19 protein-coding genes and 2 pseudogenes are annotated in these 24072 nt (G+C 72.7%); 5 read left to right on the top strand and 16 right to left on the bottom strand.

Annotated features, from left to right (window positions below; all coding sequences use genetic code 11):
* Positions 1 to 281 precede the first annotated feature (281 nt).
* Both glgX and treY read left to right on the top strand, forming a co-directional pair.
* On the top strand, positions 282 to 2405 hold the full coding sequence (glgX, locus tag ACH4F2_RS21585; RefSeq protein WP_398134322.1) for a glycogen debranching protein GlgX: 2124 nt from the start codon (positions 282 to 284) through the stop codon (positions 2403 to 2405).
* A 93-nt stretch (positions 2406 to 2498) separates the two neighbouring features.
* Positions 2499 to 4886: a malto-oligosyltrehalose synthase gene (gene treY / locus ACH4F2_RS21580; protein ID WP_398134321.1), complete on the top strand. Its 2388-nt coding sequence runs from the start codon at positions 2499 to 2501 to the stop codon at positions 4884 to 4886.
* Between the two features lie 84 nt (positions 4887 to 4970).
* Here the strand turns inward: treY and ACH4F2_RS21575 are convergent, their stop codons facing one another.
* Positions 4971 to 6293, bottom strand: coding sequence for a M14 family zinc carboxypeptidase (locus tag ACH4F2_RS21575; protein ID WP_398134320.1), 1323 nt, complete (start codon positions 6291 to 6293; stop codon positions 4971 to 4973).
* A gap of 212 nt (positions 6294 to 6505) precedes the next feature.
* Positions 6506 to 7057 carry an FHA domain-containing protein gene (locus ACH4F2_RS21570; RefSeq protein WP_398134319.1) on the bottom strand — a complete coding sequence of 184 codons (552 nt, stop codon included), beginning with the start codon at positions 7055 to 7057 and terminating at the stop codon, positions 6506 to 6508.
* 175 nt (positions 7058 to 7232) lie between these two features.
* On the opposite strand from ACH4F2_RS21570, the gene treZ reads away from it, so the two are divergent.
* Positions 7233 to 8978: a malto-oligosyltrehalose trehalohydrolase gene (gene treZ / locus ACH4F2_RS21565; RefSeq protein WP_398134318.1), complete on the top strand. Its 1746-nt coding sequence runs from the start codon at positions 7233 to 7235 to the stop codon at positions 8976 to 8978.
* A gap of 162 nt (positions 8979 to 9140) precedes the next feature.
* Here the strand turns inward: treZ and ACH4F2_RS21560 are convergent, their stop codons facing one another.
* From ACH4F2_RS21560 to ACH4F2_RS21530, 7 genes are all read right to left on the bottom strand, one after another.
* Positions 9141 to 10097, bottom strand: coding sequence for an aminoglycoside phosphotransferase family protein (locus ACH4F2_RS21560; RefSeq protein WP_398134317.1), 957 nt, complete (start codon positions 10095 to 10097; stop codon positions 9141 to 9143).
* Between the two features lie 73 nt (positions 10098 to 10170).
* Complete coding sequence (locus ACH4F2_RS21555; protein ID WP_398134316.1) at positions 10171 to 11301, bottom strand: aminopeptidase P family protein; 1131 nt, start codon at positions 11299 to 11301, stop codon at positions 10171 to 10173.
* Between the two features lie 250 nt (positions 11302 to 11551).
* Positions 11552 to 12184: a PDZ domain-containing protein gene (locus ACH4F2_RS21550; RefSeq protein ID WP_398134315.1), complete on the bottom strand. Its 633-nt coding sequence runs from the start codon at positions 12182 to 12184 to the stop codon at positions 11552 to 11554.
* Positions 12185 to 12259: 75 nt separating this feature from the next.
* The gene (gene cyc2, locus ACH4F2_RS21545; RefSeq protein ID WP_398134314.1) at positions 12260 to 14443 is read right to left on the bottom strand and encodes a germacradienol/geosmin synthase Cyc2; all 2184 of its coding nucleotides are present in this window, start codon (positions 14441 to 14443) and stop codon (positions 12260 to 12262) included.
* A gap of 131 nt (positions 14444 to 14574) precedes the next feature.
* Positions 14575 to 15816 (bottom strand): damage-control phosphatase ARMT1 family protein, encoded by a 1242-nt coding sequence (locus ACH4F2_RS21540; protein WP_398134313.1) that lies wholly within the window; start codon positions 15814 to 15816, stop codon positions 14575 to 14577.
* A gap of 246 nt (positions 15817 to 16062) precedes the next feature.
* On the bottom strand, positions 16063 to 16710 hold the full coding sequence (locus ACH4F2_RS21535; RefSeq protein ID WP_398134312.1) for a ScbR family autoregulator-binding transcription factor: 648 nt from the start codon (positions 16708 to 16710) through the stop codon (positions 16063 to 16065).
* Positions 16711 to 16890: 180 nt separating this feature from the next.
* Positions 16891 to 17088 (bottom strand): hypothetical protein, encoded by a 198-nt coding sequence (locus tag ACH4F2_RS21530; protein WP_398134468.1) that lies wholly within the window; start codon positions 17086 to 17088, stop codon positions 16891 to 16893.
* Here ACH4F2_RS21530 and ACH4F2_RS21525 point away from each other — a divergent pair.
* Both ACH4F2_RS21525 and ACH4F2_RS21520 read left to right on the top strand, forming a co-directional pair.
* Positions 17051 to 17185 (top strand): annotated as a pseudogene (locus tag ACH4F2_RS21525) (RNA-guided endonuclease TnpB family protein); the annotation flags it as partial. The gene ACH4F2_RS21530 and the pseudogene ACH4F2_RS21525 sit on opposite strands and share 38 nt — an antisense overlap.
* A 38-nt stretch (positions 17186 to 17223) precedes the next feature.
* Positions 17224 to 17520, top strand: a pseudogene (locus ACH4F2_RS21520) (DUF6114 domain-containing protein); the annotation flags it as partial.
* Between the two features lie 193 nt (positions 17521 to 17713).
* Here ACH4F2_RS21520 and ACH4F2_RS21515 read toward each other — a convergent pair.
* The 7 genes from ACH4F2_RS21515 to ACH4F2_RS21485 form a co-directional block, all read right to left on the bottom strand.
* Positions 17714 to 18673, bottom strand: a complete 960-nt coding sequence (locus ACH4F2_RS21515; RefSeq protein WP_398134311.1) for an ABC transporter substrate-binding protein — start codon at positions 18671 to 18673, stop codon at positions 17714 to 17716.
* Between the two features lie 89 nt (positions 18674 to 18762).
* Positions 18763 to 19428 carry an ABC transporter permease gene (locus ACH4F2_RS21510; protein WP_398134310.1) on the bottom strand — a complete coding sequence of 222 codons (666 nt, stop codon included), beginning with the start codon at positions 19426 to 19428 and terminating at the stop codon, positions 18763 to 18765.
* Positions 19425 to 20135 (bottom strand): ABC transporter permease, encoded by a 711-nt coding sequence (locus ACH4F2_RS21505; protein ID WP_398134309.1) that lies wholly within the window; start codon positions 20133 to 20135, stop codon positions 19425 to 19427. Before ACH4F2_RS21505 ends, ACH4F2_RS21510 begins: the two co-directional genes overlap by 4 nt.
* A complete protein-coding gene (locus tag ACH4F2_RS21500; protein ID WP_398134308.1) occupies positions 20132 to 21343 on the bottom strand; it encodes an ABC transporter ATP-binding protein in 1212 nt (403 codons plus the stop codon). Before ACH4F2_RS21500 ends, ACH4F2_RS21505 begins: the two co-directional genes overlap by 4 nt.
* Before the next feature lie 67 nt (positions 21344 to 21410).
* The gene (locus ACH4F2_RS21495) at positions 21411 to 22172 is read right to left on the bottom strand and encodes an FAD:protein FMN transferase (protein WP_398134307.1); all 762 of its coding nucleotides are present in this window, start codon (positions 22170 to 22172) and stop codon (positions 21411 to 21413) included.
* Between the two features lies 1 nt (position 22173).
* On the bottom strand, positions 22174 to 22581 hold the full coding sequence (locus tag ACH4F2_RS21490) for an FMN-binding protein (RefSeq protein ID WP_398134306.1): 408 nt from the start codon (positions 22579 to 22581) through the stop codon (positions 22174 to 22176).
* Between the two features lie 141 nt (positions 22582 to 22722).
* On the bottom strand, positions 22723 to 24072 hold the full coding sequence (locus ACH4F2_RS21485) for a ferric reductase-like transmembrane domain-containing protein (RefSeq protein ID WP_398134305.1): 1350 nt from the start codon (positions 24070 to 24072) through the stop codon (positions 22723 to 22725).

Here is a 24072-nt window from a genome sequence, read left to right as displayed (position 1 = left end):
CGCGGTGCAGCCCGATGGCCGGGACGGTTTTCCCAACGACTGTGACCCGCAGGCGCGTTCCGGTCGGTGTTACACCGGGGAGTGAGCGGATTCATAGCGATGACGTCACCCGGTACGGGGAAGGATCCCCCGCGCCCTCCTCGGGGCGCGGGCGTGCAGAAGACGACGGGTGGGCAGGAGGACGTACGTGCCAGGCGGTCGCCTCACTTTCGGGGAGACTTCCGGGGGACTCGGAGCCAAGGCGTCCGCACCGGCGCCCCACACCTGAAAGAGTCGTGTTCATGCAGGTCTGGCCTGGAGAGGCGTATCCACTCGGTGCCACGTACGACGGCGCCGGCACCAACTTCGCGGTCTTCACGGAGGCCGCCGACCGAGTAGAGCTGTGTCTGTTGCACGACGACGGCTCGGAGACCGCGATCGAGCTGCGGGAGAGCGACGCGTTCGTACGGCACGCGTACGTGCCGGGCGTGATGCCGGGGCAGCGGTACGGCTACCGCGCGCACGGCCCCTACGCCCCGGAGCGCGGGCTGCGCTGCAACAGCGCCAAGCTGCTCCTCGATCCGTACGCGCGTGCGATCAGCGGCTCGGTCCAGTGGGGCGAGGAGGTGTACGGCTACCACTTCGGCGACCCCGGCCGGCGCAACGACCTGGACTCGGCGCCGCACTCGATGACGTCGGTCGTGGTCAACCCGTACTTCGACTGGGGCGACGACCGGCGCCCCCGGACGGAGTACCACCACACGGTGATCTACGAGGCCCACGTGAAGGGCCTGAGCATGCGGCACCCCGGGCTTCCCGAGGAGCTGCGCGGCACCTACGCGGCCCTCGCGCACCCGGCGCTGATCGAGCACCTGACCGAGCTGGGGGTGACCGCGCTGGAGCTGATGCCGGTACACCAGTTCGTCAACGACCACCGCCTGGTGGACATGGGCCTGAACAACTACTGGGGCTACAACACGATCGGCTTCTTCGCCCCGCACAACGCCTACGCCTCCTGGGGCGACCGCGGCCAGCAGGTGCTGGAGTTCAAGTCGGCGGTGAAGGCGCTGCACGAGGCCGGTATCGAGGTGATCCTCGACGTGGTCTACAACCACACCGCCGAGGGCAACCACCTGGGCCCGACGCTCTCCTTCAAAGGCCTCGACAATCCGTCCTACTACCGGCTGACCGACGACCCCCGCTACTACATGGACACCACCGGGACCGGGAACTCCCTGCTCATGCGGTCCCCGCACGTGCTCCAGATGATCATGGACTCGCTGCGGTACTGGGTCACCGAGATGCACGTCGACGGGTTCCGCTTCGACCTCGCCGCCACCCTGGCACGGCAGTTCCACGAGGTGGACCGGCTGTCGTCGTTCTTCGACCTGGTGCAGCAGGATCCCGTGGTGTCACAGGTGAAGCTGATCGCCGAGCCGTGGGACGTGGGCGAGGGCGGCTACCAGGTGGGCAACTTCCCGCCGCTGTGGACCGAGTGGAACGGCAAGTACCGGGACACGGTGCGGGACCTGTGGCGCGGCGAGCAGCGCACGCTGGCGGAGTTCGCGTCCCGGCTGACCGGGTCCTCCGACCTCTACCAGGACGACGGCCGCCGCCCGCTGGCCTCGATCAACTTCGTCACCTGCCACGACGGCTTCACCCTGCACGACCTGGTGGCGTACAACGACAAGCACAACCACGCCAACGGCGAGGACAACCGGGACGGTGAGAGCCACAACCGGTCCTGGAACTGCGGCGCGGAGGGCGAGAGCGACGACCCGGCGGTGCTGGAGCTGCGGGCGCGGCAGATGCGCAACTTCGTCGCCACCCTGCTGCTCTCCCAGGGTGTGCCGATGATCAGCCACGGCGACGAGTTCGCCCGCACCCAGCGGGGCAACAACAACGCCTACTGCCAGGACAACGAGCTGGCGTGGGTGGCGTGGCCCGACGGCGAAGGTGACGGTGCCGGTACCGGGCTGCTGGAGTTCACGCGCGCGATGGTCTGGCTGCGCAAGGACCACCCGGTCTTCCGCAGGCGGCGCTTCTTCCACGGCCGCCCCGTGGAGGGCACCCACGACGAGCTGTCGGACATCGCCTGGTTCACCCCCGAGGGCGCGGAGATGACCCAGCGGGACTGGAACTCGGCGCGGGCGTCGGCGCTCACGGTGTTCCTGAACGGCAACGCGATCTCCGAACCCGGCGCGCGCGGGGAACGCATCCTGGACGACTCGTTCCTGCTGATGTTCAACGCCTCGCCGAAGCCGCTGGACTTCGTGGTGCCGGTCGACCACGGCCGGCAGTGGGAGGTCATCGTCGACACCGCCCTGACGGAGGGGGTGCCCCCGGACCCGGCCGCCAAGGTGCAGGCCGGGGACCGGCTGACCCTGGTGGACCGAAGCCTGACGGTGTTGCGGCGGCCCGTCTGAAAAGCGTGCGGGCGGGTCCTGCCCGGGCCCGCCCGTACGTCCGTGCAGGGGGCCGATGACACGAACGGCGGCGGGGCGGGTACGTAGTTCTCCATGACCACTGAGCGACCCGACCCGGCGCTGTCCCCGACCTCCCCGGCCCCCACGGCCACCTACCGGCTGCAGCTGCAGCCCGCGTTCCCCTTCGAGGCCGCCGCGGCGGCCGTGCCGTACCTCGCCTCGCTCGGTGTGTCGCACCTGCACCTGTCCCCCGTCCTGGAGGCGGTCCCGGGCTCGCTGCACGGCTACGACGTCGTGGACCACGCGCGCGTGCGCGAGGAACTGGGCGGCGAGGAGGGCCTGCGGGCACTGGCGCGCACCGCGCGGGAGCACGGTCTCGGCCTGGTGGTGGACATCGTGCCGAATCACATGGCGATGTCCCCCCGTCACAATCACGCCCTGTGGGAGGTGCTGCGGGAGGGGCCGAAGTCGCCGTACGCGCGGTGGTTCGACGTCGACTGGGAGGCGCAGGGCGGCCAGGTGCTGATGCCGGTGCTCGGCGCCCCGGTCGGCGAGGTGCTGGACGACCTCCGGGTCGACGGTGACGTACTGCGCTACCACGACCACGCCTTCCCCCTGCGGGACGGCACCGCGGGCCTTCCGCTGCCGCGGCTGCTGGACGCGCAGTGGTACCGCCCGGTGTGGTGGCGGCTCGCCCGGACCGAGCTCAACTACCGGCGCTTCTTCAGCATCTCCGAGCTGATCGGCGTACGCGTGGAGGATCCGGAGGTGTTCGAGGCCACGCATGCCACGGTGCTGCGGCTGCTCCACGAGGGGGTGATCGACGGGCTGCGCGTCGACCACCCGGACGGCCTCGCCGACCCCGACACCTACCTGCGGCGGCTGCACGAGGCCAGCGGCGGACGGTGGACGGTGGTGGAGAAGATCCTGGCGGACGGGGAGCGGCTGCCGGCCGCGTGGCCGGTGGCGGGCACGACCGGCTACGACGCCCTGCGGCACGTCGACGGGCTCTTCACGGACCCGGCCGGGTACGGGGAACTCCTCGGCCGGTACCGCAGGTTCGCCGCCCCGCAGACGGACCGGGGCGGTGACTGGGCGGCGACGGTGCGGCGGGCGGCGTACAAGGTGGTCACGCACGAGCTGGCCACCGAGGTGGACCGGCTGACCCGGGTGGCGCACCGCCTGTGCGTCGCCTCGCCGGATCCCGTCCTGCGCGACCGGGCTCCGTGGGCGCTGCGCGCGGCGCTGCGGGAGCTGCTGGTCCGGCTGGAGGTGTACCGGCCGTACGCGTCGGTGGACGCGGCGTCGGTCGTCACCGAGGAGGCGGCGGCCGAGGCGCGGCTCGCGTTCGCGGTGCCCGAGGAGGCCGGCGCGGTGGACGTCGTACGGGGTCTGGTGCTGGGCCGGTACGGGGACGGGCCGGACCACGTGGAGTTCCGGACGCGGTTCGCGCAGACCGCGTCGGCGCTGCGCGCGAAGTCGGTGGAGGACACGGCGTTCTACCGCTACGTGCCGCTGCTTTCGGCGACCGAGGTGGGCGGGAACCCGGGGAGTCCGGCGGTGTCACCGGAGGAGTTCCACGGGTACTGCGCGCGCGTGCAGCGCGACTGGCCCGCGACCGGCACGGTCGTCTCGACCCACGACACCAAGCGCAGCGCCGACGTGCGCGCCGCGCTGGCGGTGCTCACTCAGTGCCCCGAGCGCTGGGCGGACGTCCTGGCGGAGGTCACCCGCACGGGTGAGGGTGTGCCGGACGCCCAGTTGGCGTGGGCGGCGTGGCAGACGGTGTTCGGGCTGGGTCCGGCGGACGGTGAGCGCGTGCGGGAGGCGCTGCTGAAGCATGTGCGCGAGGCGGGGATGTACACCAGCTGGACGGAGCGGGAGCCGCCGTACGAGGAGGCGGTGGCCCGGTTCGTGGCGGCGGGGCCGTGCGGCGCGCCGGCCGGGCGGGTGGCGGCCTTCCGTGACGCCCTGGAGCCGCACATCCGGGCCAACGTCCTCGGCACGGCCCTGACGCACCTGACGATGCCGGGGGTACCGGACCTCTACCAGGGCACGGAGGACGAGTACCTGGCCCTGGTGGACCCGGACAACCGCCGGCCCGTGCGCTTCGGGGAGGGCGGCGGGCGCGGCGAGAAGGTCGCGGTGACCCGGGCGGCCCTGGCGCTGCGCGCGCGGCGGCCCGATGCCTTCGACGACGCGGCGACGTACGAGCCGCTGCCCGCCGAGGGCCCGGCGGCGGCGCACTGCGTGGCGTTCGTCCGCTCCGGGGAGGTCCTGACGGCCGTGACCCGGCTGTCGCTGCGCCTGGCCGGGGCGGGTGGCTGGCACGGAACGGCACTGCCGCTGCCGCCGGGCCGGTGGGCCGACGCGCTGACGCCCGGGCGGGAGTTCACGGGGCACGCGCGCGTGGCGGAGCTGTTCGCGAAGGCGCCGGTGGCGCTGCTGGAGCGGGTCGCGGCGGACGGGGACGGGAACTGACCGGCGGGCGCCCGCACCCGCCCGTGCCTCCGTACGCCTTCCGCCCGGCCGCGCCGAGGTGCGCTGCCGCACGGGAGGACGCCGTCAGTCCTGGTGCATCGGCACGGCTGCCTCGGGCCCCCGGCCCGGCTCACCCGAACGGGAGTCCGCGGTGGGGCGTCGCCCGGCCAGTTCGAACGCGGCGAGGACGACCCGGGTCTGGTACTCCACCTGGCGCGCGACCGGGATCCAGCGGGCCGCGCAGCCGTCGCGGTAGTCGGCGCAGCCCTCGTCGACGAGCCGGTCCAGTTCGGGCAGTACACCCGCCGGGTCGCCGCCACGGGTCACCAGCTGGTGCAGCAGCCCCGCGGTCCGCAGCGACAGGCGCCGTCCGGCGAGCCGCAGGGCGACCAGGTGGGCGGTGTTCATCGGCGGGAGGGAGCGGCCCGATCCGTCGTCGGTGTCGGGGTCCCACGCGTCGGCGAGCCTGGGGCAGACCAGCAGGTAGTCGTCGACCGGTGCGAGGAGGCGCGCCGCCTCGGGAACGGTGGCGAGGTGGGGGCGGATCCGGGCGAGGACGCGGTGCAGGCGCCGGGTGTCGTGACGCAGCGTGCGGCTCACGGAGCGCAGCACCCCCTCCCGGTCGGCCGGCGGCGAGTCGTCCGCCACGGCGGCCACGCCCCACATGGGCGCCTCGACGACCGCGGTGACGGTGCCGTACCGCTGCGGGTGGCACCACGTCGACTCGACGGCGGCCTCGGTGATGGCCGCGGTGAGGTCGCCGCGGCGGGGCGGCGGGATGCGGTAGACGGCGGGGCCGAGGTCGGGCCAGTACAGGGTGTCGTAGGCGCCCAGTTCGCGGGGGATGCCGAGCCGGGCCGCGGTGTGGGCGATGCGCTGGGCGAGGCCCGGCAGCTCGTGGGTCAGCTCGACGAAGCCGCCGCCGACGTCGACGCCGTGCAGGGAGCACTGCAGGAAGGGCCGCAGTTCGTCCTGGAGGGCGAGCAGGGCACGGGTCTCCGGCAGGACGGCCCGGTCCGGGCCGTCGGGCAGCCATTCGGGCTGCTCCAGGAAGCCGGGCCGGAAGAAGTTCCGGGCATAGCGGCCGAGGGTGTACGGGCCGGACAGCCAGCCCTCGTTGCGCCGCAGGCCGTCGGGATCGGCGCAGATCAGCAGGTTCCAGGTGGCGTCGGCGCCCTCGGTGAGCCGGGGATCGCCCAGGGCGCGCTCGGCCAGCCTCAGGACGGTGGCACCGCCCACGGGCTCGTTGGCGTGCGGGCCGGCGACGACGAGGGCCTGGCGGCTGCCGTGGCCGACGGAGAGCAGCAGCAGCGGAGTGCCCGCACGGGACGTGCCGACGCGGCGCAGCCGGGCGTGACGGGGATGGCCGGCGGCGAGTGCGGCGGCCCGGGCGCCCAGCTCGTCCACGGTCGGGTAGCACAGGAGGGGCGGCAGGGCACACCTCCACTGGCGGACTGTCGGTTCACCTGACGTGCGTGGTGTACGCACAGTCAGTCACGACTTCATGGGTACGTCAACACTATGAAACGCAAAGGGGTTTGTCTTATTGACTACCCTGCCATGAAGCACGACGCCGCGTGAAGCCCAGGCCAGGGCTGTGCTCCGCCCCCTTCTCCGGCTCAGTTCACCGCGAGGCGGAAGGCCATCTGGCCGAAACCGATCTGGTCACCCTCACGGACGACGGCCGCGCCGATGACCCGCCGCCCGTTGACCGTGGTGCCGTTGGTGGAGCCGAGGTCGCGCAGCACCCACATGCCGCCCTGGCGGCTGAGTTCGGCGTGCACCCGGGAGACCGTCTCGTGGGTCAGCCGCAGCCCGCTCGCCGGGTCGCGCCCTATGCGCAGCGGATGGCCGGCGCCGGGGTGGGGCAGCAGCAGCTTGGGCAGCCGCTCGGCCTGCCAGGCCCTGCGCAGCCGCACGCCGAAGCCGGACACCGCCTCGACGGTGCCGAACACCAGCCTCGACATCCGGCCCTCGGTGGGCAGGTCGGCGGTGAGCGCGGCGAGCTCCTCCAGGCGGCGGGCGGCGAGCGCCAGCTCCATCCTGCGGATGAACGTGTCGTGCGACAGACGGCCCATGGCGACGCCGTCCCGGAGTACCTTCAGCGCCTTGTCGCGCTCCGCGTCGGACAACCGCGCGGGGTACGTGTTGAACTCGAAGGACGACGTCACGCTGGTGATTGTCGGTCAGCCGGGCCGGAGTGTCCAGAAAACGGGAAAAGGGGCCGCCGGACGCGGAGCACGGCACGACACCCGGCTCGAACGGGGAGTTTCAGCAGCGGAGAGATCACTTTTGCAGGACCATGGACGGGCTACATCACGGTGAGCAGACGAAGGGGAACCGTCCGTGCAGTTCGAGGTGTGGGCACCGCAGGCCGGCCGAGTGACGTTGCAGTGCGACGGCGCCACGCGCGCGTTGGAGCGCGATCCGGAGCGGCCGGGGTGGTGGTGCGGTCAGGCGGAGGCGCGCGACGGCTCGCGGTACGGCTTCGCGGTGGACGACGGGCCGGTGCGGCCGGACCCGCGCTCGCGCCGGCAGCCGGACGGACCGGACGGGCTGAGCGCGGTCGTCGATCAGGGACGGTACGCGTGGCGTGCCGAGTGGGGCGGGCGCCCGCTGCCCGGAGGCGTCCTGTACGAGCTGCACGTGGGTACGTACACACGCGAGGGAACGCTCGACGCCGCCGCCGAACGGCTCGGCCATCTGGCCCGACTGGGCGTCACGCACGTCCAGTTGATGCCGCTGTGCCCCTTCCCGGGCCGGCACGGCTGGGGGTACGAGGGGGTCTCGCTGTGGGCGGTGCACGAGCCGTACGGCGGGCCCGAGGCGCTGAAACGGTTCGTCGACCGGGCCCACGAACTGGGCCTGGGCGTGGTCCTGGACGTGGTGCACAACCACCTGGGCCCGTCCGGCAACCACCTGCCCGCCTTCGGCCCGTACTTCACCGACACCCACCACACGCCCTGGGGTGTCGCCGTCAACCTGGACGCGCCGGGCTCGGACGAGGTGCGGGCCTATCTGGTGGACAGCGCCCTGGCGTGGCTGCGGGACTACCGGATCGACGGGCTGCGTCTGGACGCGGTGCACGCCCTGGTCGACACGCGCGCGTGCCACTTCCTCGAGGAGCTGTCGACGGCGGTGGACGCCCTCGCCGCCGACCTGGGGCGAGGGCTGTTCCTGATCGCCGAGTCCGACCTCAACGACCCGCGGATCATCACCCCGCGCGCGGAGGGCGGCCTGGGCGTCCACGCGCAGTGGAACGACGACTTCCACCACGCCCTGCACGCCGCGCTGACCGGGGAGTCGCAGGGCTACTACGCCGACTTCTCACGCGCTCCGCTGGCGGCGCTCGCCAAGACGCTGACGCGGGGCTACTTCCACGACGGCACCTACTCCAGTTTCCGGGGCCGCGGTCACGGCCGCCCGCTGGACCGCGGCCGCACCGCCGCGCACCGGCTGACCGGGTACAGCCAGACCCACGACCAGGTCGGCAACCGCGCCCAGGGTGACCGCCTGGCCTCCCTGGTCTCCCCCGGTCTCGCGGCCTGCGCGGCCACGCTGACGCTGACCGCGCCGTTCACTCCGATGCTCTTCATGGGCGAGGAGTGGGCCGCTGGCACGCCGTGGCAGTTCTTCACCGACCACACCGACCCGGAACTCGCTCAGGCGGTACGGGACGGCAGGCGGCGCGAGTTCGCCGCGCACGGCTGGAAGGAGGAGGACGTGCCCGATCCGCAGGACCCGGCGACGCGCGAGCGCTCCTGCCTCGACTGGTCCGAGCCGGAACGGGAGCCGCACGCGCGCGTACTGGCCTGGTACCGACGGCTGATCGCCCTGCGCGGCGAGCAGCCGGACCTGACCGCCCCCGACCTCGCCGACACCAAGGTGGCGTACGACGGTGAGGCCCGGTGGCTGGCCTTCCGCCGCGGTGACATCCGGGTGGCCGTCAACCTGGGCGCCGAACCGGCGGCGATCCCCCTGGGCACCCGCCCCGCGCGCGTGCTCGCCGCGTGGGAACCCGTGCAGGCGCCGGGCGCGGACGGGGTGCTGCGCGTGCCGGGTGAGTCGAGCGTGGTCCTCGTACAGGAATGACAGGTGGGGCGGGCCGGCCGTGGACCTCGTACGGGAATGACAGATGGGGCGGGCCGGCCGTGGACCCCGTACGGGAATGACAGATGGGGCGGGCCGGCCGTGGACCCCGTACGGGAATGACCGGGGGTCACGAGGGACCGGGGAAACGGGAGGGAGGCGTGCTCAGGCGGGGTCCTCGTCCGGGCCGCCGTCCTCACGCAGCTCCGTCACCCGCTCCAGCAGGATCGGCTCCCAGGCGCGCCGCAGCCGCGTCCTGAGCAGCGGCAGGGGCAGGGGCACGCCCGCCGGCGCGGACGGCCGGCCGGAGAGGGTCTCGGCGAGGTGGACGACCGCGTCGCAGCGGGCCAGCCACAGACCGCGCAGACACGGGCGGGCGCCGTAACCGGCGAGCGTGGCGGCGCGGACGGCGGCGGGCGAGCCCACGGAGAGCGCGAGCGCGGCGATGTCCTCGGCCGGGTCTCCGAGCACCGCGTCGGTCCAGCCGAGGACGCCGCGCACCCGGCCGTCGGCGCCGACCACGAGGTGCTCGCCGGTCAGCCCGTGGTGGACGAGGACCGCCGCGCCGGGCTGGACGCCGAGCTGGGCCGTCGCCGCCCCGGTGAGCCGCTCCGGCCGCGCGGCGTCGAACTCGTCGGCCTCGGCGAGCCGACGGGCGGCCGGCTCGGCGGCCTGCCGCAGCGTCTCCAGGGAGCGTGGGGCGGCCCGGGGCACGCCAAGGGTTTCGGCCTGGCGGACCGGCACCTCGCGCAGCCCGGTGAGCAGCGCCGCGAGGTCCGCCTCGCCGAGGGCCGACACGTCGTGGTCCTCGGCCGGCCCGCCGGGCACCTTGACGTCCAGCGTGCAGGTCAGACCCGGTGCCCACTCGCCGTGCGCCACACTCGTCGGCACCGTGACGGAGACGTACGGGCGGACCAGCTCGCGCAGGCGCAGTTCGCGCCGCTGCCGTGCCGCGGCCTCGCGGTCGGCGGTCAGGCGCAGCACGTGCCGGGTGCCGACCCACCAGGTACCGGGCTCGGCACCCGCCGCGGCCGGCCGGACGTCGGGTTCCGCGCTCTCGCCCAGCAGGGAGCGGACCAGTCGGCGGACGGTGTCCGCGGTGGGTGTCGGTGGCTGGGTCATGGTCGCGCCGTCGTCTTCCGGGTCTGCCGGGGCGTTCGGGTCCGCCGGGGCGTTCGGGGCTGTCTGTCGCCGGTCACTCCACTATGACCATCTCCCGGGTGGTGTCGTTCAGACGCCGGCCGCCGTCCTCGGTGACCGTGACGATGTCCTCGATGCGTACCCCGAACCGGCCGGGCAGATAGACGCCGGGCTCGACGGAGAAGCACATGCCGGGCAGGAGGAGCTGCTCCTCGCCCTCGATCATGTACGGCGGCTCGTGCGTGGTCACGCCGATGCCGTGCCCCGTGCGGTGGATGAAGTACTCGCCGTACCCCGCGTCGGCGATGACCGCCCGGGCGGCCCGGTCGACCTCCTGGCAGGCGACGCCGGGCCGCACCGCACGGAAGCCGGCCTCCTGCGCCTCGCGGACCAGGTCGTGCACCCGGCGCTCCTCGTCGGTGGGTTCGCCCACGTGGACGGTGCGGGAGGTGTCGGAGCCGTAGCCGTCCTTCAGGCCGCCGAAGTCGAGGACGATCATGTCGCCGTCCTCGATGACCCGGTCGCCGACCTCGTGGTGCGGGTTGGCGCCGTTCGGGCCGGAGGCGACGATGGTGAAGTCGACCTGGGAGTGCCCGAACCGCCGCAGCAGTCCGGCCAGGTCGGCGGCGACCTCGGACTCCCGGCGTCCGCCGAAGGCAACCTTCCGGATCTCCTCGAAGGCGGCGTCCGCGGCGGCGCCGGCCGCCGTCAGCAGCTGCAGTTCCGCCCTGTCCTTGACGGCGCGCAGCATGGGCAGCGCCTCCGTGAGGGAGGCGTACGAGGTCCCGGGCAGTGTGCGTTGCAAGGCCAGCAGGTGCATCGCCCAGGTGTTGTCGCTGACGCCGAACCGCCCGGAGCCGTCGACGAGGGAGGCGGTGGCGGCGTAGGGGTCCTTGCCGTCGGTCCAGTCGCGCAGGGTCAGGGCGGGCGCGCCGACGGCCTTCGCGGCGTCGGGTGCCTCCAGCGTCGGGACGACGAGGACGGGGTCGCGGCCGGGGGCGAGGACGAGCAGGGTGAGCCGTTCGGTGGCCGCGGTGGGCGCGTAGCCGGTGAGCCAGACGAGATCCGGGCCCGGCGCCACCAGCAGCCCGGCCAGCCCGGCATCGGCGGCCGCCCGCGCGGCGCGCTCCATGCGGGCCCGGTAGTCGTCGGCGGTGAAGGAAGCAGCGTGCGCGCTGCCGGTCATCCGGGCCTCCCTGAGCAGCGGACGTGAAAGGACTACGGGCAGCATCCTGCCCGTAACGAGGGGGCGGCGCGAGCCGATTCGCACGAGTCGACGACCAGCGCTCATGGAGGTACGCGGCCAGGACTGGTTGTCGGGGCGTGTCCTTCGGGCGTTCGAGGGAGACCGGCGCCGTGCTCGGGTACGAGGGAGCCGCCCCGCGTCGTCGTGTCCGCCGGGCGGCCCCTGGTGGTGGTTTTGAGTGCGACGCGGGTCAGGTGACCACACCCGGTACGACCGTCAGCTGCTGGTAGCCACCGCTCTCGTGCCGCACGGTGACCTTGACCTCCTTGCCCGGCCGGGCGCGGGGCACGGCGTGTGCGAGGTCGGCGGCCGAGTCGACCCGGGTCGTGCCGAAGGTCAGGAGCACGTCTCCTCGGACCAGGCCCGCCGCGTACCCGGGGCCGGGCACATGGACGCCCACGACCAGGGCTCCCGGCTTCTCGTCGTCCACGGCCTCCACTCCGAGGGTCGCGGCGGGTTCGGTCGCCGTCGCCGGGGAGGGGGGCGCGGACGGGCGGCCGGCCGACGGGTGTGCGGGGACGGCCCGGCTGCCCGTCGACGCCCCCGCATCCGCACCTGGTTCCTCCCCTGGTGCCGCCCCCAGAGTCCCTGCCTGCCGTTGCAGCTCGGCGAGTTCACTCATGCCGATCACCGCGGCCCCCATCGTGGCGAGTCCCGCGCCTGCCAGGACCAGGACCGTCGCGGTGAACGCGCCCAGCAGCAGGGTGGTGAGCCGTCGGCGGCGCGGTCGCCCGGCACACGGGACCCGGGCGGTGCCGGGCGCGGTGCCGGCTCCCGGTTCCCGGCCGGGCATCGGCTTGGGTCGCAACGCTGTCTGTTCCATGGATCGCCTCCGGCAGGTGCTCTACCCGGCGCACCGGCGCGTGACGAGCCACGAAAGAGTGAGACTGACCGACGGTCAGCCGAGCGCGGACAGAGCGGTGCGCCTCGGGACGGGCACGGCCGGGATCCGGTCCGGGAGGAAGCCGTGGGTGCGCCGGGCCAGGTACTCGGCCTTGTACCGCGGGACCTCCCGGTGCCAGTTGAGGATGCCGGCCATCCAGTTCTGCAGGTCGGTCACGTAGCCCTGCATGATGGCTCGCGCCTCGTCCGACAGCTGGAAGTCGTCGTAGACGACGGGCAGTTCGTGAGCGACGACGTGCTCGAACTGGCGCATGCGCTGGTTCATCAGGTCCTGGACGACGGGGAGCGCGGTCGGGTAGTCGACGCCGAAGAAGTTCTGCACGACGAGGACGGCGTTGTGGATCTCACCCTCGTACTCGATCTCCTTCTGGTAGGAGAAGACGTCGTTGAGGAGGCACGCGTAGTCGATGGCCGCGTTCTCCAGGGACCGGACGGGTCCGCTGCGGTAGACCTCGGGCGGCACGGCGGGTCCGTGGCCGGCGCGGCACAGGCCCAGGGTGAGGTCGGAGCCGAAGGTGGCGCGCCGCATCTCCAGGTAGTCCACCGGGTCGGGGACGCGGTTCTGGATCTGGTTGGCCAGCTCCCACACCCAGGCTTCGGTCATCTTGTCGACGGCCGACTTCAATGGGTGCCGCTCCTCGGGCGTCATGCCGGCCGTCGTGCGTGTCCACAGGTCGATCAGGGAGCGTTCCATGGCGTTGGCCGGCGGTGGGGCCGGCTCGCCGTCGAGCGGCATGCAGGCGGACAGCCGGGCCGTGGTCAGCCGGGCGGCTGCCAGGTCGCGACGGTGGCCGTAGACGAGCGGGTAGTAGTCGTCGCCGTAGGTGCCGAAGGCCAGCCAGCCGGAGGCGAGGTTCAACTGCTCCTGGGTGGCGTCCGGGTCGAGGCCGGCGGCGCACAGCGGAAGGTCGCAGCTCGCGAGCTTGTCCTCGTCCCACACCCCTTCGCTGAGGAACCCGATCCGGTGCGACCACTCGAACAGGTGCCGCCGGGCGCCGTCCAGTGCGGGGCTCAGCTCCAGCGGGAACGGCATGCGGATGTCGGGGATGACCGAGGGGCCGACCTTCTGGTACGGCACGTAGGTGTAGGGCCGCGTCCGCTCGGCGACGGCCGTGGCGAGCAGCGCGCCGACGTCAGCGGCGGAGGTGCCGGGTCCGGTCAGCGTCTGCCAGGGGGCCGTGGGCCGGGCGCTCTCGTTCATGTAGCGGCTGGACCGCATGTGCCATTCGTGGCCGCCGGACTGCCAGTCCTGAAGGCCCTTCGTGTACGCCCCGACGGCGGCGGTGTCGGCCGGGGTCAGGCCGTTCTCCAGGGCCACGGCGGGCACCTCGGTGAACGCGGTGTGCTCGAACTGGTGCAGCCGGGAGGTGAGGACGTCGTTGACCAGTTCGGCGGCCTCCTGGGTGGTGCAGCCGAAGAAGGTCTCCAGGACCAGCACCCCGTTGCTCAGCTCGCCCTCGTCCTCGACCTCCCGCTGGTAGGAGAAGAGGTCGTTGCGCAGGTGCACGGCGTCGGAGAACGTCTCCATCAGCACCCTGAGCGGCCTGGATCCGGCGACGGCGGCGGGCACCTCGGCGGTCGCGTACTCCACGAGCCCGGCCGACCAGGGGGCGCCGCCGACCTTGCGACGCATCTCGATGTACTCGACGGGGTTGGCGACCCGCCCTTCGTTGATGTTGGACAGCTCCCACAGGGACTCGTTGAGCAGGTGCTCGGTGGCGACGGCGAAGCGGCGGCGCCAGTCGGCGGACATGGCCGGCACCGTGCGCGTCCAGAGGTCGGCGAGGCCGGCCTCGACCGGGTTCTCCGGTTCGGGCATCTCGGTGGTGAGGTCGAGCGGCATGAACAGGGGGAGCCGGTCGAGGTGGGCCTTGCCGCCGACGCGGTCGTGGGTGCGTTTGAACTTCTCCAGGAAGTGGTCGTCGAAGAAGAAGACCCACACGTACCAGTCGGTGACGAGGGAGAGCGCCGGCCCGTCGCAGTCGGGGTGGGTGTAGGCGCAGAGCAGGCCGTAGTCGTGTGCGTCGAGGTCGGACTGCTCCCAGACCCCGGAGCCCTCCAGCATGCCCATCTCGCGCGCCCACGTCGTCGAGTGGGCGCGGGCCTCGTCGAGGTGCGGGTTCAGGCGTGCGGGATGCGGCAGGTAGAAGTGCGGGAGTTCGAAGGGCTGTTGCGTCATGGCCGGGCCCTACCCATGGCCCTGCGGGCACATCCACGGGCCGGGACATGATCACACCATCGCGTGAATCGGGCCGGAACGGGAACCCTGGAGCGCTCGCCGGTCCACCCAGCCGGGGCGCGGGCCCGCCCTCAGCGCCTGACCTGGATCAGCGCATGCGTCCCGCTCGTCCGCCACCGCTGTTCCCCGCTCGCCACCAGGGCGGCCTCCGTTTCCGCGGCCAGGCCGGTGATCACGTCGGACTTCAGGGTGCGCAGCGCGGCGACGGGACCGGGGAAGTAGGCGGTGGCGTCCGTGAAGGACGTGGTCGGGGGCCACCGGCGGTCGCCCACCAGGCGGCGGTAGTTCAGGTCTCCCTTGAGGACGGTGACCGTGGCGGCGGCGAACTCCGCGCGCAGGTCGTCGGGCATGTCCGCGTACGGCAGCGGGGCGCAGGAGAAGGTGTGGGCGCGGACGGTGACGCGGCCGTCGGTCAGCGCGGTCCACAGCAGGTCGCCGTACGCGGCGGCCGCACCGCCCGCCGCGACGAGCCTCCGCAGGGCGTCGAGCACGTCGGCGGGCGTGGCGTCGGAGACGTAGTACGGATACGGCTTGACGTGCAGGACCGCCCGGTCGATGCGGCCCCGGTCGAGGAGGTCCGCGACGAGCAGCAGGTCGGGGACGAGTTCGCGGCCGGCGTTGTCCGCGACGAGGCACAAGGTGTTCGGGCCGGGGGTGCCCGACCGGGAGGCGCCCTGCCGGGAGGCGCTCGTTCCGGAGGGCGGGAGCAGCGACCAGAGGACGTCGCTGTCGTCGGCGACCAAGGGCTGGACCTCGTCCTTGGTGCCGGGGCCGGTGCCGCTGTCGGAGAGGCGGAAGCCGAGGTCGGCGCGGTTGCCCCAGAGGGAGCCGTGCAGCAGGGCCCGGGTCCGCTCGTCGGCGGGCAGGTCTGCGAGGCCGTCGAGCGCGGCGAGTTCCTCGTCCGTCTCCGGCGCGTCGAGTTCGGCGAGCTTGGCGGGGCGGAAGGGATCGACGCCCTGCCAGGTGCCGGGGCCGAAGTAGCCGACGGCGTCGAGGAGCCGACGGTAGAAGTGGCTCTCGGCCCACAGCCAGGGCACGTCGAACCAGGACTGGCCCACGTACGTGTCCATCCCCCAGTCCGCCCAGCGGTCGCGGTCGCGGGCGTCGGCCTCGTCGGGCAGCGGCTCGATCACGCCGTCGGCACAGCCGGCGAGCAGCGCGTCGAGGGCGCGCTGCCGTTCGGGGTCGTAGGGGAAGGCCGCACGCACCTGCCGGATGATGGCGGGATGCCGCTCCGCCAGCACGCCGTGGGGGAAGGACCCGGGCTCGTTGCCGAGGATGACGGGGGCGGGCTCGGAAGGGGTGACGGGCATGCGTCTCACCGTATCGCGCGGCCCGGGGCGGGAGGCGGAGCCGCCGCGTCCCGGCAGGAGCCGCCCGCGTCGTCCCGGCAGGGGCCGCCCGCGTCGTCCCGGCAGGAGCCGCCCGCGTCGTCCCGGCAGGGGCCGCCCGCAGCGGGTCGCGACGCCCGCGTCCCCGCGAGAGACCTCCGCACCCGACGAGGGGCCGCCGCAGCCCGCGAGATACCGCCGCACGGGAGAAGCGGGCCCCTACGGGAATCAGGCCCCGCCCGTCTCCCGCTCCAGGCGGGCCACGAGGGTGAGGTACCGGGCGCGTCGGGTCACGGGCACCATGCCCCGGATCAGGAGGTACCACATGCCGGCCAGGCGGCGGGGCTGCCGTCCGGCCGGTTCGAGGGTGCCGCTCACGACGCGGGTGCCGACGATGGAGCAGACGAGGGTGTGGGCGACGGAGTCGATGTCGATGTCCGGGTGCACGTCGGACTGCCTGACGGCGTCCAGGAGGCGGGAGGAGGCTATCTCCCGCCACTCGGTGAACGGGTGCGGCAGCGGCGGCCGTACCGTCACTCCCCCGGTGGCGAGCCGCAGTCCGGCTCGCAGGACCGGTCCCTCCTCGCACAGCCGGGCCATGGCGAACGTGAGGCGCATCAGCGCCTCCAGGGAGGTGTGGCCCCGGCCGTCCAGTTCCGTCGCCAGCCGACGCGAGGTTCTGGACTGGATCTCCATGATGGCGTGGGCGAGGTCCTCCTTCGCCGCGAAGTGGAAGTACAGGGCGCCCTTGGTGACTCCGGCGTGGGCCACGATCTCGCTCAGGCTGGTCGACTCGTAGCCGTGACGGTCGAACAGGTCGGCGGCGGCACCGAGGATCGTCGCGCGGGTCTGCTCGGCGCGTATCTGCCTCGCCATCGGCTGAACTCTCCTGGGCTGGAACGCAACAGGCCGTGCCGCCTGTCTTAACCCCCTGTACACGATAACTCACCGTCAGATCCGCGTCCCTGCGACCCCGCGAACCGCGACCCGGTCCGCCCGTCGAAGGCGCGGACCGGGTCCGGTCGGTCAGTTCCAGTCAGCCCTGGTCAGGTTCGGTCAGTTGACGTAGACCGTCTCGGCCCCGTCGGTCACCGGGGCGTAGGTGGCGGTGAAATAGCCGTTGGCGAAGCAGAGACCCGAGCCGGAGATCTTGGTGAAGTGCTGGTCGGCGAAGGCGATCGAGTTGCTGTCGTTGCTCGCCGTGCCGGACAGGAACACCTGCACCGCCTGCGGAACAGCGTCCCCACGGGACAAGAACTCCGCACGCGTCATGCTCGTCCGGGCTGGTCTCAACCCGGCTGGTGCCGATGGCGGAAGACCTCCTGGAGCGCTGCTCCAGGAGGCAGCCTGAGCCAGGAATCCCCTCCTTCAGGGAGGGGAGGATTCAATATGAAGGCGTCCTTCAAGGTCGTCCTGCACGTCGGCATGCAGGGCGTGGCCGGCTACCTCCTGCCGGTCGTGATGCTGCTGTGCGGACTGCTGGCCCTGGTCAACCCCACCCAGCGCCTCTTCTACTCGCCCAACGGCGTCCTGGCCTCCCTGGGCACGTGGGTCACCTCCAACCTGGGAGGGTTCCTCGTCGGGCTGCTCCTCGGCTGCGTCGGCGGTTGCCTCGTCTTCGGCTGGCTTCCCGACCAGGAGTCGCGCCGCGACCGCCGGCGCCGCAGGAAGGAGGCCCGGGCCGCTCGGACGGGCCCGCAGCCCCTGGACAACGGGCCGGCGAACCCGCCTGACCCCTGTCCCCGGGCTTCCGGCGTCCGCGCCCCGGCACGCACCCGGAGCCGGACGCCGGGCTTTCCGTGCGCTCCCGCACCGTTCACACGATGCGGGAGCGACAGCTCACCGATGCGGTAGCGACGGCTCACACCTGGTCGCCGGATCAGGCCAGGCCCGCCGACTCGAGCCACTCCTTGGCCACGTCCAGCGGGTCCTTCTTGTCCAGCTGGACCTGCGCGTCCAGGTCCAGGAGCGTCTTCGTGTCCAGCTTGGCGGAGACCGCGTCGAGCGCGTCGACGCCCTCCTGGGGCAGCCCCTCCTTGTGGACGAGGGGTGTCACGTTGGCGTAGCCGAAGAGGTTCTCCGGGTCCTTCAGGACGACGAACTTCTCCTTGATGATCGTCGGATCGGTGGTGAAGATGTCCGCCGCCTGCACGGTGTTCTTGGTCAGCGCCGACTGGGTCAGCGGGCCGCCCGCGTCGAGCGCCTTGAAGGACTCGAACTTCAGGCCGTACACGGACTCCAGGCCCTTCAGCCCCTGCTGCCGGGTCTGGAACTCGGGCGAGCCGCCGATCACCAGGTCCGGTGCGATGTCCTTGAGGTCGGCGAGGGTGGACTCGGCGGTGAGGCCGTGCTTCTTCGCCGTCTGGGCGTTGACGCTGACCGAGTCCTTGTTCTCGGCCGGCGACGACTGCAGCAGCGTCAGCTTCTTGTCGAGCCTGGCCTTTGCCGCGGTGTTGACCGCCTCGGCGGACTTCTGCTCGGCATCGGGGTCGAGGTAGGCCAGCAGCGAGCCGTTGTACTCCGGCAGGACCGTGACCGAGCCGTTCTTCATCAGGCCGTAGGTCGTCTCGCGGCTGCCGATGTTGTGCTTGTAGGTGACCTTGAGGCCCTTCGCCTTGAGCGCCTCACCGTAGATGTCGGCGAGCAGCGTGCTCTCGGCGAAGTTGTTCGAACCGACGACGACGGTGCCGGCCTCGGCCTTCTCCCCGTCGAGAGGGTTGTCGGAGGTGCCGTCGGAGGACGAACAGCCCGCGAGCAGCGCCGCAGCGGCGGTGAGCGCGACGGCCGCCACGCCGGTGTGCCTCGTCCTGGACCAGCTGCTCTTCGCGGTAGAAGTCATCCACTGATCCAAACGAGCCGCTTGTCGGTCAGTCAAGTACAGCCTGATTACGGTTTCTTTCATAAGTGTGTTCGAGGCGGTGCCCGGCCTCAGCGCCTGCGCACCCCCGGCGACACCGCCAGTCGCTCCGCCGCCCAGAACACCGCGAGCGTGACGAGCGCCAGGAGCGCCACCAGAGTGGCACCGCCGACCACCTTCTCGTAGTCGCGCTGGTAGAGCCCGTCGATGATGTACCGGCCGATCCCGCCGAGGCTGACGTACGCGGCGATGGTCGCCGTCGACACGACCTGGATGGCGGCCGAGCGCAGCCCGCTGAGGACCAGGGGCAAGGCGACGGGCAGTTCGACGCGGAACAGGATGCCCGACTCGCGCATGCCCATGCCCCGCGCGGCGTCCACCGGGGACGGGTCGACGGAGCGGACCGCCTCGTACGTGGTCACCAGGATCGGCGGGATCGCGAGCACGACCAGCGGGATCATCACGGGCAGCAGACCGATGCCGACCACGACGGCGATCAGCACCAGCAGTCCGAAGCTGGGCAGGGCGCGGGCGGCGGTGGCGACGAAGGCGACGGCGTTGCCGCCGCGCCCGGTGTGCCCGGTCAGCAGTCCGACGGGCAGGCCGATCGCGGCGGCCAGTCCGAGGGCCATCAGCGTGTACTGGACGTGTTCCAGCAGGCGCTGCGGGATGCCGTCGTAGCCGTGCCAGTGGGCGCTGTCGCTGAAGAAGGCGTTGACGAAGTCGAGTACGTTCACCGGGTCGCCGCCTTCTTCGGCCGGGACTGCTCCTGCCGCACGGCGGCTCCCCTGGAGTGTCCGGACCTGCCCCGCGGCATCCACGGTGTCAGCAGGTTGCGGACCAGGACGAGCACCGCGTCGCACAGGATCGCCAGTACGGCGGTGGTGAGGACGGAGTTCACCGCCAGCTCGGGCCGGCCGTACTTCTGGGCGTCGGCGAGCAGGTTGCCGAGGGCACCCTGGTTGCCGATGAGGGCGCCGACGCTGACCAGGGAGATGCTGGAGGCCACGGCCACCCGGAGACCGGCGAGAATCGCGGGCACGGCGATCGGCAACTGAACCTGCAGATACCTCCGCAGCGGCCCGAAGCCCATGGCGGTGGACGCGGCCAGGGTCTCCTGGGGCACCGACCGCACGCCGTCGACGATCGCCGGGACGAGCACCACCAGGCTGTACACGGCCAGCGGGATCATCACCGTCAGCTCGGTCTGGCCGGTGTAGTCGATGAGGACGACGAAGACGGCGAGCGACGGGACGGCGTAGAACACGGTGGTCACGCCGAGCACGGGCGGGTACAGCCAGCGGAACCGCACACAGAGCTGGGCGAGGGGCAGCGCGAGCAGCAGCCCGGCCAGGACGGGCAGCAGCGCCTCGCGCAGGTGCAGCCCGATCAGGCCGAAGTAGGTGTTGTCGAGGTCGCTCGGGATGTCGAAGAAGCCGTTCACGGGCGGACCTTCGTGACGCCGGCGGACCCGGCCTGCGGCGCGTCGCCGCCCTGCGCGTCCCCGGTCTGCGCGTCCCCGGTCTGCGCGTCGCCGCCCTGCGCCTCGCCGGTGCTCCCCGTGCCGTGGGCGGTGCGGATCGCCTCGCCGATGGTGTGCTGGGAGACGACGCCGGCCACCCGGCCGTCGGCGTCCACGGCGACCGCCCAGCCGGCGGGTGAGAGCACGGCGCAGTCGAGGGCGGCCCGCAGCGAGTCGGTGCCGGGCACGAACGGCCGCCCGTACGACAGCAGCCGCCGCGGGGTGACGTCCCCGGCGGTCAGGTCCCCCTTCTCGGCCCAGCCCAGCGGCCTGCCGTCCGCGTCGGTCACCAGCAGGTAGGGGGCGTCGGGCGCGGCGAGCTGCTCGGCCGTGGCGTCGGCGCGCACGACCGGACCGGTCGTCAGCTCCAGGCCGGCGGAGGGGAAGAAGGACAGCCGCCGGATGCCGCGGTCGGCGCCGAGGAAGTCCTCGACGAAGTCGTCCGCGGGGTCGGACAGCAGCTCGGCGGGCGGCGCGAACTGGGCGAGCCGGCCGCCGGTGCGCATCACCGCGACCATGGTGCCCAGCTTGATGGCCTCGTCGATGTCGTGGGTGACGAAGACGATGGTCTTGCCCAGCTCCTCCTGGATGCGCAGGAGTTCGTCCTGCAGCCCCTTGCGGACCACGGGGTCGACGGCGGAGAACGGCTCGTCCATGAGCAGTACGGGAGGGTCGGCGGCGAGTGCCCGCGCCACGCCGACGCGCTGCTGCTGGCCGCCGGAGAGCTGGTACGGGTACCGCTTGGCGAGGGACGCGTCGAGCCCGACCCGCTCCATCAGCTCCGCCGCCCGTTCGCGGGACTTCTGCTTGCCCCAGCCGGTCATGCGGGGCACGGTGGCGATGTTGTCGATGATCGTCCGGTGCTGGAAGAGCCCGGCGTTCTGGATGACGTACCCCATCGACCGGCGCAGCGTGGTGACCGGCTGCTGCTGGAGGTCCGCACCGTCGAGGAGGATGGTGCCCTCGGTGGGCTCGACCATTCTGTTGATCATCCGCAGGGTCGTCGTCTTGCCGCAGCCCGACGGTCCGACGAGGACCGTGATCGAGCGGTCGGGGATCTCCAACGACAGCCGGTCGACCGCCACGGTGCCGTCCGGGTACCGCTTGGTGACTGATTCCATCCGTATCAAAGCGCCGAATACCCTTCGGGTGGGCGGGAAGTTCTGGCCAGGTCGCTACGGTCGCTGCCGGGAGAGTCTAGACGTCCGGTGTCGCGGAACCGTGGTGACCGTGTGTGGCCCTCCCGGGGGCGGCGGGCAGCCCCGCCGTGCGCAGCACCCGGTGCTCCGCGTCCACGGCGAACACCTCGCAGCCCTCGCGCGCCGCGGCCCAGGCGACGCCCTCGGCGCCCATCGCGAACGCCGCCGTGGCGACCGCGTCCGCCTCGGTGAGGGTCGGCGCCACGACGGTGAGGCTGAGCAGGCCCGTCGCCGCACGCCCGGTGCGCCCGTCGACGATGTGGTCGCCGCGCTCGTAGCGGGCGGACGTCGCGACCGCGCCGTCGGTGAGCTCCAGGACGGCGCACAGCCGGTCGGCGTGCTCGGGGTGCCGTACGCCCACCTTCCAGGGGCCGCCGGCGGCGACCACGTCACCGCCGGCGTTGAGGCAGAACCGCCGCGCGCCCGCGGCCCGCAGCAGTCCGGCCGCGCGCTGCACCGACCAGCCCTTGACCACCGCGCAGGGGTCCAGGCCCCGCCCGGGCAGCCGGACGTCGAAGGCACCGCCGGTCGCGACCCGGTACTCCTCGCAGAGGTCGAGCACCTCCCCCAACTCTGCACTGACGTGCGCCACTTCGCCCCGGTCCAGCCGGGACACCTCGCTGTCGGGCCGGAACGGGCTGAAGCGCGCGTCGGCTTCCCGCAGCCACGCGAAGACGGCGTCCGCGGCCTCCTCGGGCACGTCCGGGTCGTCGACCCGCAGCGAGACGGGGAAGCCCATGACGTGTTCGACGCGCCGCACGTCAGGCACCAGCGCCCCGGGCGTCGATGGCGGCCTGGAGGGACTCCCGGTAGCCGTCGCTGGTGACCGTGGCGCCGGACACGGTGTCGACGTCGGCGCTCTGGGCCTGGAGCGTCTCCTCGATCAGTCGGGGGACGGCTGCCGCGGTCTGCGGGTGGTCGGGCTGCTGGAGCAGGCGTACGGCGGTGATCCTCCGGTCCCGGAAGGTCACCTCGACCTGCACGGGACCCTTCTCGGTGGCGACGGTGGTACCGGCGACGACGGTGGAACCGGCGGCCGGCGCGGACGGCGCCACGGACGGCACGGACGGGGCGGGTGAGGTGGCCGCCGTCTCGTGGGACGGGGCGTAGCGCCAGACCGGTATCAGACCGGCGACGCTCAGGACCAGGACGGGCAGTGCGCGCTTCACGGTGCGGGGGTTCCTCTCGTGCGACCAGGGTTGCCGGACCGGGCTCATCGAACCGAGCTCATCGGGCCGGGTCATCGAACCGAGCTCATCGGGCCGGGCTCGTCGGCCTGGGCTCGTCGGACCCAGCTCGGCGGACCGGGCTCATCCGGCCAGGCTGAAGCGTTCGGCGTGTATCTGCGGCCCGGGCACGCCCAGTTCGCGCAGGGTGCGGAGCACCGCCGTGGTCATTCCGGGCGGCCCGCAGACGTAGACGTCCCGTTCGGCGACGTCGGGGACGAGCGCGGCGAGGTCGCGGGGGCCCAGTCTGTCGGGGACGGCCGGTCCGGTGACCAAGTGCAGTCCGGCACCCTTGGCGTGCGCGAGGTCGCGCAGCTCGTCGTGGAGGACGGCGTCGCGGTCGGTGGCGACGCGGTAGACGAGCACCGCGTGTCCGTGCAGCTCTTCGAGCAGCGCCCGGATCGGGGTGACGCCGACGCCGCCGGCGATCAGCAGGGCGTCCGGGCGGGTGCGGTGCAGGGCGGTGAAGGCGCCGTAGGGGCCCTCGGCGAAGACACGGGTGCCGGGCTTGAGGCGGCGCAGGGCGGCGGTGCCGTCGCCGGCGGTCTTGACGGTGAGGCGGAGCTGCCGGCCGTCGGGCGCCATGGACAGCGAGAACGGGTTGGCCTGCCACCAGCGGTCCGGGGTCAGGAACCGCCACAGGAAGAACTGGCCTGCCCGCGCGGGCAGCCGGTCCAGGTCGCGGCCGGTGATATGGACGGAGACGACCTGGTCGCTGACGGGGACGACGGCGGTGACGCGCAGCCGGTGACGCAGGTTCCGCCACAGCGGCAGCACGACGCGCCCCGCCAGGACCGCGCCGAGGGCCGCGCCCCACATCCCGTACCAGTACGTCTTCGCGGCGGGAGAGGAGGTGAAGGTCGTACCGGCGGCGACCTGGTGGGTGAAAGCGAGCACCACCGCGACGTACGTGTACAGGTGGACGAAGTGCCAGGTCTCGTACGCCATCCTGCGCCGGGCGGCGCGCGCGGAGACGGCGCCGACCACCACGAGGATCGCCAGGGCGGTGAGGGCGCGCAGCACGCCCTCGACGGTCTCGGCGAGGTCGACGAGCTGGTTCAGCGGGTCCGTGCCGGACGGCTGGGCGTAGCCGAAGGTGATGAAGGTGACGTGGGCGAGGAGTGTCCACAGGACGGCGAACCCGGTCCAGCGGTGCCAGGAGGTCAGCCGGTCCATGCCGATGCGCCGGTCGAACCAGGGCAGCCGGGCCACCAGGACCAGCTGGAAGGCCATGAGCAGGGCGCCGTAGAGGCCGGTGAGGCGGCCGAGGACGATGAGGGTGTTGGAGGCGAAGCCCGCCTGGGCGAAGAGGACGGCCACGACGGCCGCGTTGGCGGCCAGCAGCCCGTACAGGCCGGTACGGGCCACCGCCTTGGGGCGCAGGGCCCCGGTGGGGGGCGGCTGACGGTGGGGGGCGCTCGGAACTGTGGTCAC

The sequence above is a fragment of the Streptomyces sp. NPDC017890 genome, from assembly GCF_044328675.1.
GTDB lineage: Bacteria > Actinomycetota > Actinomycetes > Streptomycetales > Streptomycetaceae > Streptomyces.
The sequence above is the reverse complement of the archived record's forward strand: the minus strand, read 5'-3'. Positions and strand labels throughout refer to the sequence as shown.